We start from the raw sequence: 6,740 nt of genomic DNA on the forward strand, positions 1-6,740 counted from the left end.
CCCGCGAGGTCTACCGCGCCCTGACCACCACACCAACGGAACGAATCACCCAAACCGACCTTGCTCCAGTGGCTTGACAAGCATAGGAGCATCCCAGGACGCGGGTCTCGTCCCGCGGTGTCCGCAGAGGGCCCGGAGGGGGCCACAACGGTGGTGATGCGACCTTGCGGCGGTGGCCGCCCAGTCGCACGTCCTGCGCTCCCTTCGGGGCCTTGGCTCAGTACGGCGCCATGCGCCCGCACGATGCGAACGGCCCCCACATGCCCCGGCGGTGAGCGTGTGTCGAGGGTGACAAGCGTGGTGAAAGCCGTGGCCGCTGCGCATGGGCGTCTGGTACTACCGGCTGCTCACCGCCTCCCGGGACCAGCGGACGTTTGTACCACCGGATCCGGACCGCACACCGGCCGCCGAGAACCGCGCGCTGCGTGCGCAGGTGGCAGAGTCGCGCCGTGCTCTGGAGGAGGCGCGCCTCAGCTATGCGGGCTCGACCGCCTGACCTTCAACGGCGCGATCACCGAGACCGGCACTGACTCTTACCGGCTGGCCAGCAACAGGGCCCGTGCCGAGGAACACGTTGCCGCCAGCTGAAGATCTTCCTCCCTCTGGCACCTGGCCAGGGGCCGGGAAACAAGGATCACAGAGCGATCAGTCCCGCCGCCGTCTCTCTGAAGCTGCAGGCATCGAAGTAGAACGTCCGCAAGTGCTCTTCGAAGTCGACATGCAGCCACTCACACCCTGCCGCACGGCATCCCTCAGCAGCCGCCCTGATCAGTGCGGATCCCACTCCATTCGAACGACAGCGCTGAGCTACGACCGTATCCAGAACGAATGCATGAACTCCGCCGTCCCAGGCGACGTTGACGAAGCCGACCAAACGATCATCTTCCCAGGCGCAGACCCAGCCAAGGCTGTGACGTTGAAGCCTTGCCCACCAGTCCGTCTGCCCGACCGGATGATCGAACCCTTCTGCATGCAACTCGTTGAGAGCTGAGTTGTCGATGTCGCCTCGCCACTCATACGTGATCGTCATGGTCCGAACCTAGTGCCGCATCAGCCAACGTTCGCCCTAGTGTTCCCCGTCCCTTGCACCGTTCTGTGAGCCGGTAGGTTCGTGGCCGTTTCCGGGAGCTGGAGGAGAGCTCAGACAGCTTTGGCCAAGAGCGCGATCCCTCACGTATCTCGTTCTGGAAAGACGCTGGAGCGTTGGGCGCATCCCGCCTTACGGTGGCGCCATGAGTGATCACTCGGAAGCACCTGTCGCGCCCGTCGAGGCCTATGAACCCCCCTACTACGTGGCTGTCTTCACTACGGTGCGAACCCAGGACCAGAGCGGCTACAGCGAGACCAACGCACGCATGGAAGACCTGGTGAAGGACGGCCCTGGATTCCTGGGGATGGACCACGCGCAGACTCCTGGCGGGCTGGGCATCACCGTCGGGTACTTCCGCGACGCCGACGCCCTCACGGAGTGGCGGAGCGACGCCGAGCACCGCGCGGCGCAAAAGCGCGGACGAGCCGAGTGGTACCAGAGCTACACGCTGCATGTGGCGAAAGTGGAGCGGAGTCACGGGTTCACTCGAGCGTAGGTCCCGCAGAGCCCGACAGCAGGCCGGCCTCTGCCTTGTAGTGATGTGACGCGCCGTTCGGATGCTGGTCCGGGCGGCGCGGTGTCGCCAGGCTGGGCGGGTGGCAGAACGAGTACGCGTCCGAGAGATCGATGACGACGAGGGGCAGCGCCCGTTGCAGATCATTCGCAGAGGCACGGGGTCGGTGGTGACCTGGCGGCGAGCCCAGATGGTCCTGCTGTCCGCGCAGGGCATGCCGATGGCGAAGATCGCCGAGGTGACGTTCACCAGCGCGGACCGGGTCCGGGACGTGATCCACAACTTCAACGCCGACGGCTTCGAGGCGCTCTACCCGAAGTACAAGGGCGGCCGACCCAGGACGTTCACCCTGCCGGAGCGCCGGGAGATCAAGAAGATCGCCAAGTCCAAACCTGCCGAGCACGGCCTGCCGTTTTCGACCTGGAGCCTGGCCAGGCTGGCCGACTTCCTGGTCGCCGAGGGGGTGGTCGACGACATCAGCCACGAGGGCCTGCGCATTCTGCTCCGCGAGGAGGGCGTGTCCTTTCAACGCATAAAGACCTGGAAGACCTCCCGCGACCCCGACTACGCGGCCAAGAAGGCCCGCGTCGAGCACCTCTACGCCATCGCCGACGGGACGGGCCGACTCTCCCACTCGCAGCTGCCGTCAGAACTACTGAACAACAAGCGCCACGAAGATCGCTACGTGCTGCTCGAACTGATCGACAAGTGCTGCCGCAACAGACGTACGAAGCCACCCGTCACACAGAACCTGTGGGTCTACGACGCACGCACGGGCAACCACCGTACGGACACCGGCAACCCGGTCACGGAGGCTGACTTCGACGACTTCGTCGCCGCGTGTCTGCCCGGCGGGGATGTCACTGAGCACACCGAGTGGGAGCGCTTCCGCCGTTACGCGGTGAACGAGCTGCTGGACCACCCGGCCGTAACTTTCGACCTGAAGGCCAACCTTGCGGCGGAGGCGGACGACTTGGGCTCCCCGAAGGAGATCGCCAACGAGATCGCCGACCTGCTCGACACCGCCGCCACTCACTTCCGCGACGTCGCAGAGGCTTTGCCGTAGTGAGCAAGGATGGGGGCCTGCTGCGCACAGCAGGCCCCCACCCCTCGGTCGCTCAGTCCGCTGCTGCGAAGGCCACGAATGCGACCCAGTCACCCGCCCGCACCGAGAGATGTGGCCGATGCACGTCCTTGGAGTCACGGACATGGATCATGTCGGTGCCGACCGCGACCTCCACGCATGCGCCGCCTTCGTTCCCGCTGTAGCTGCTCGTGTACCAGATGAGTTCTGCGTCTTCGGCACTCATCACTCTGTCTGCATCCTCTCAATCAGTGCCAGCGACTCTCGGGGAGTCAGCGCCTGGGCCCTGATGCTGCCGTACCGTGCGGCCAGGATACGGACCTCTTCGATGTCCGTGGCCAGTCGTGTGACGTTCTGGACCTCGACATATCCCACCTGGGGTTTTCCCTTGGGAGTCAGCAGAATGAACGGCCCTCCCATCCCCGCGTGCTCGTCCCGTTCCAGCGGCATGACCTGCAATTCCACGCTACGCAAGCGGCCAAGTGCGAGCAGGTGACGCAGTTGCTCCTTGTGCACATCCAAGCCGCCGATGGGGCGACGCAGCACCGACTCCTCGATGACCGCCGTCACCATGGGCGGTGGCCACTTGGTCAGGATGTCCTGGCGTGCAAGTCGTGAGGTAACCCGCTGTTCGATCGTCTCGTCGTCCAGAAGAGGCTTGCGCATTCCGTACAGTGCCCGAGCTCGACGTTCCGTCTGGAACAGACCAGGAATGTCGTGGCTGCTGTAGTCGTTGATCTCAACCGCCTCCCCCTCCAGCCGCGCGTAGTCCCGGAACCAAGCTGGGTGTCGGACCCGCGCCCGAGCCTTGGCCCGTGCTACGTCCTCCTTCGTCGCCTTCAGTAGCCCATCGGCGTCAAGCAGGTCATCCGCCGCGTCGAGAAACTCCGGCTGTGGCGTTCTGCGGCCCCGTTCCAGGGACGAGATCTGGTCCTCGCCATATCCCAGCCGATCGCCCAACTCCTTCTGGGTCAGGCCGGCGCGTTCCCGGAGCAACTTGACCTGTCTGCCCACAGCCCGGTTCAGATCGATGAGACCGTCCGCCTCCTCTGGGGGCTCGGGGCGGTTCTCGGTGTTGTTCTGACGGGGTCCCGATGTCGTCACGAATCCCCCAACTCACCTGCCCACCGCCCGGTTACTCCCGTCCGCACGGACACGCAACCCTCAGCAGCGGTACAGGCGCGCCCCGTACCGATGGTTCCTCTGGTCAGCCTACGACCACCCGGACACGCTCTGTCACATGAAGTACGAAATCCGTGACCAAGACTGCCTGCCCCGCCGACTTCCCGCTCCCGCGCCTTTTCGTCAGCAGTTCAGCTCGACGAGACGCGGCGCACGGCTCGCCCGCCTCCTCGCGGCTCAGCAACTGACGGACTGGGGGTGGGCCAGAGGCGGCGAGTACCTGGAGGCCGCCGAACTGGTGGTGGGCGAACTCGCCGCGAACGCGGTCACCCACGGCCGCGTGTCCAGAAGGGACTTCCTGCTCACGTTGACGCTCGTCAGGTCGGCGGAGGGCGGCTTCGGTGCCCTGAGGATCGAGGTCGCGGACAGCAGGGGCGAGCGGCCGCCCACCCCGACGCCGGAGCCCTGCCCGGACGGAGAGCACGGCCGTGGTCTGCTCCTTGTGAACGCCCTCGCGACCCGGTGGGGCGTCGTACCCCGACTGCCCTCAGGGAAGACCATCTGGGCCGAGCTCCCGAGTCCGCCGGAATGAGGCGACGCGTCTCCGCGACCCGCCGCATGTCTCCGCCTGCCCAGCGGCTGCGCCAGGTGCTCGTCCTCTGAGAGCGTGGAGCGAGCAGCCCTAGAAAAGAGGCCAGCAGGAACCGGGGGGAGGCGTGGGGTTGACACGATTCCCACCACGCATCTCCAACGGCCAGCGCTGGTCAATAACGGCCGCGGTCTCCTTGCAGGCACCACAGGCGTTGCTCCGATCCGGCACCCACCAGTACGGAGAGACCGAGAGGCTTTCGTGTTCTATGCCGCACAGTGTCGCGCCGGAACCTGTGTAGGCATAGGCCGTGTCGTAGGCGTGGGCCACGTCCTGAGGGAGATCCGGTGATTCCGCCCGCTCCCAGCGCCCGTACATGGGCTGGTACTGGGGCCGTGAAACCTCACGGGGATCGTGTCCCAGTTCGGTCCACGCGTAGCACCAGGAGCAGAGCCACCGCTCCTTCACCGGCAAGTCCCACGCCATTCGCGGTTCCGCCACCGGTGTCTGCCGCATCTCGTGGCCACACACGTCGCACGTCACAGCCGGATCCTGTCATCCGGGTTCTCCTTCGTGGATACCCCGTCCTTTAGGGCAAGGCCGTGAAGTTACGGCTCCGGGGGCGTTGGCAAGTGCGCTCTGATCTGCGGCGGCTTCGGACGTGAGAAGCGGAGCCCCGGTAGAACTGGCAGTCGACCAAGACAGCCGTTCACAGCACCGGAGGCTCCGCTGTCGGATCAGTGTGTCATCACGCGTGAAATCAGGGTAGCCAAGGGCCTGTTCGCCCCAGGTCACCTCGGGGAACTCACCCAGATCGTCCCGTTCGAGATGGTCGATGCGGCCCTGGCCGAGACCGGTGCCGTCCAGCAACGGCTGCGGAAGATCCCCGCCCGGGTGGTGGTCTACCTGCTGCTGGCCGCCGCCCTGTTCGAGGAGTGCGGCTACCTGGCGGTGTGGCGCAAGCTCACCGCCGCGCTGGAGGCGATACCGGTCGCGAAGATCACCGGCACGGCGCTCTGGGATGCGAGGACCCGCCTCGGGGTGCCACCCGTGCGGGCCCTGTTCGACCTGCTGCGCGGACCGGCCACGGCGATCCGCACAGCCGGCGCCCGTTTCAAGGGCCTGCTGACCGTCGCGATCGACGGCACCTACCTCGATGTCCCCGACAGCCCGCTGCACCGGGCCCGCCTGGGCAAGGGAAGCAACCAGTACGCGGCCTCCGGCTACCCGCAGATCTGCCTGACCACGCTGGTGGCCTGTGGCACCCGGGCGGTCCTGGACGCCGCTTTCGGCCCCCGCAGCAACGGCGAGACCGTCTACGGCAGACGCCTGATGCGTTCGCTGCACACCGGCATGATCGTGCTACTGGACCGGGGCTTCTCCTCGAACCCGTTCCTGGCCGCGGTCGCCGCCACCGGGGCCGCCTTCCTGGCCCGCGCCTCCGCCGCCCGCAGACCGCCGGTCCTGGCCCGCTACGACGACGGCTCCTTCCTCTCCTGCTTCGGCGCCACCGAGGTCCGCATCATCGAGTGCGAGATCACCATCACCACCAGCCAGGGCCGCCGGACCGGGCTCTACCGGCTGGCCACCAACCTCCTTGACCACCACCGCCATCCGGCATCCGACCTGGTCACCCTGTATCACGAGAGGTGGGAAGTGGAGTCGGCCTTTTTCGCGATCAAGAAATCCATGCTGGGCCGCCGGGTCCTGCGCTCCAGGACCTGGGCCGGCATCGCCCAGGAGGTCTACGCCCTGCTGAGCGCCTACCAGGTCCTGCGGATCGCGATCGCCGACGCCATCGAGACCACGTCCGGGGCTGATCCGGACAGGGCCAGCTTCAGCGTCGCGCTCCACACCGCCCGCGACCAGGTCATCCAGGCCGCAGGCGTCATCGCTGACACCGTGATCGACCTCGTCGGGACGATCGGCCGAGCCGTCCTGGACCAGCTCATGCCCGCCCGCCGCCTACGCGTCAGCCCCCGCGCGGTCAAACGCCCCCTGTCCCGATACGCATACAAAAGCCTCAAGGTCGACCGGCGCACCTACAAAGCCACCCTCAGCATCAACATCTTGACGCCGCCGATCAGCCCGTAACTTCACGGCCTTGTCCTTTAGGGCGGGGAGGAAACGAAGCTCCTGTGGAGCAGGGCAGGGAAAGCCGGTTCGCCGCGAGGGCGGACCGGCGTCCACCTCCAACTGCCCGCACTCTGTCACAAATTGATGGGGTAGAATGTGAACCGTGAAGGCCACCCACGTGAAGCGGGCGTTCAAGTACCGCTTCCATCCGACCGATGCGCAGGCAGCCGAGCTGTCCCGCACGTTCGGATGCGTGCGGAAGGTC

Annotated in this window: 8 protein-coding genes and 2 pseudogenes; 7 read left to right on the forward strand and 3 right to left on the reverse strand. The window is 66.4% G+C overall.

Annotated features, from left to right (window positions below):
- Positions 1 to 322: 322 nt before the first annotated feature.
- Together ACIF9R_RS37815 and ACIF9R_RS37820 are read left to right on the forward strand one after the other, a co-directional pair.
- On the forward strand, positions 323 to 496 hold the full coding sequence (locus ACIF9R_RS37815; RefSeq protein ID WP_399987606.1) for a hypothetical protein: 174 nt from the start codon (positions 323 to 325) through the stop codon (positions 494 to 496).
- Positions 469 to 588, forward strand: a pseudogene (locus ACIF9R_RS37820) (AAA family ATPase); the annotation flags it as partial. The gene ACIF9R_RS37815 and the pseudogene ACIF9R_RS37820, both read left to right, overlap by 28 nt.
- A gap of 46 nt (positions 589 to 634) precedes the next feature.
- Here ACIF9R_RS37820 and ACIF9R_RS37825 read toward each other — a convergent pair.
- Positions 635 to 1,030 carry a GNAT family N-acetyltransferase gene (locus tag ACIF9R_RS37825; protein WP_399987592.1) on the reverse strand — a complete coding sequence of 132 codons (396 nt, stop codon included), beginning with the start codon at positions 1,028 to 1,030 and terminating at the stop codon, positions 635 to 637.
- A 202-nt stretch (positions 1,031 to 1,232) separates the two neighbouring features.
- Here ACIF9R_RS37825 and ACIF9R_RS37830 point away from each other — a divergent pair, with 202 nt between their 5' ends.
- A complete protein-coding gene (locus ACIF9R_RS37830) occupies positions 1,233 to 1,586 on the forward strand; it encodes an antibiotic biosynthesis monooxygenase family protein (protein ID WP_399987594.1) in 354 nt (117 codons plus the stop codon).
- 100 nt (positions 1,587 to 1,686) lie between these two features.
- A pseudogene (locus ACIF9R_RS37835) lies at positions 1,687 to 2,220 on the forward strand (helix-turn-helix domain-containing protein); the annotation flags it as partial.
- Between the two features lie 502 nt (positions 2,221 to 2,722).
- Here ACIF9R_RS37835 and ACIF9R_RS37840 read toward each other — a convergent pair.
- Both ACIF9R_RS37840 and ACIF9R_RS37845 read right to left on the reverse strand, forming a co-directional pair.
- Complete coding sequence (locus tag ACIF9R_RS37840; protein ID WP_399987596.1) at positions 2,723 to 2,914, reverse strand: DUF397 domain-containing protein; 192 nt, start codon at positions 2,912 to 2,914, stop codon at positions 2,723 to 2,725.
- Positions 2,914 to 3,792, reverse strand: coding sequence for a helix-turn-helix domain-containing protein (locus ACIF9R_RS37845; protein ID WP_399987598.1), 879 nt, complete (start codon positions 3,790 to 3,792; stop codon positions 2,914 to 2,916). Before ACIF9R_RS37845 ends, ACIF9R_RS37840 begins: the two co-directional genes overlap by 1 nt.
- Before the next feature lie 136 nt (positions 3,793 to 3,928).
- On the opposite strand from ACIF9R_RS37845, the gene ACIF9R_RS37850 reads away from it, so the two are divergent.
- The 3 genes from ACIF9R_RS37850 to ACIF9R_RS37860 form a co-directional block, all read left to right on the forward strand.
- A complete protein-coding gene (locus ACIF9R_RS37850; protein WP_399987600.1) occupies positions 3,929 to 4,402 on the forward strand; it encodes an ATP-binding protein in 474 nt (157 codons plus the stop codon).
- 774 nt (positions 4,403 to 5,176) lie between these two features.
- Entirely contained in the window at positions 5,177 to 6,493 is a 1,317-nt protein-coding gene (locus ACIF9R_RS37855) for an IS4 family transposase (protein WP_399987602.1), read from the forward strand.
- A 145-nt stretch (positions 6,494 to 6,638) separates the two neighbouring features.
- Positions 6,639 to 6,740 (forward strand): helix-turn-helix domain-containing protein (locus tag ACIF9R_RS37860; RefSeq protein WP_399987604.1); only part of this gene is annotated, 102 nt, incomplete at its 3' end.

It is taken from the genome of Streptomyces sp. NPDC086080 (assembly GCF_044540255.1).
Classification (GTDB): Bacteria; Actinomycetota; Actinomycetes; order Streptomycetales; family Streptomycetaceae; genus Streptomyces.

Excerpts from the sequence above, each read along its gene's own strand:
- ACIF9R_RS37815 (WP_399987606.1), top strand. The coding sequence starts at position 323 with ATGGGCGTCTGGTACTACCGGCTGCTCACCGCCTCCCGGGACCAGCGG.
- ACIF9R_RS37825 (WP_399987592.1), bottom strand. The coding sequence starts at position 1,030 with ATGACGATCACGTATGAGTGGCGAGGCGACATCGACAACTCAGCTCTC.
- ACIF9R_RS37830 (WP_399987594.1), top strand. The coding sequence starts at position 1,233 with ATGAGTGATCACTCGGAAGCACCTGTCGCGCCCGTCGAGGCCTATGAA.
- ACIF9R_RS37840 (WP_399987596.1), bottom strand. The coding sequence starts at position 2,914 with ATGAGTGCCGAAGACGCAGAACTCATCTGGTACACGAGCAGCTACAGC.
- ACIF9R_RS37850 (WP_399987600.1), top strand. The coding sequence starts at position 3,929 with ATGAAGTACGAAATCCGTGACCAAGACTGCCTGCCCCGCCGACTTCCC.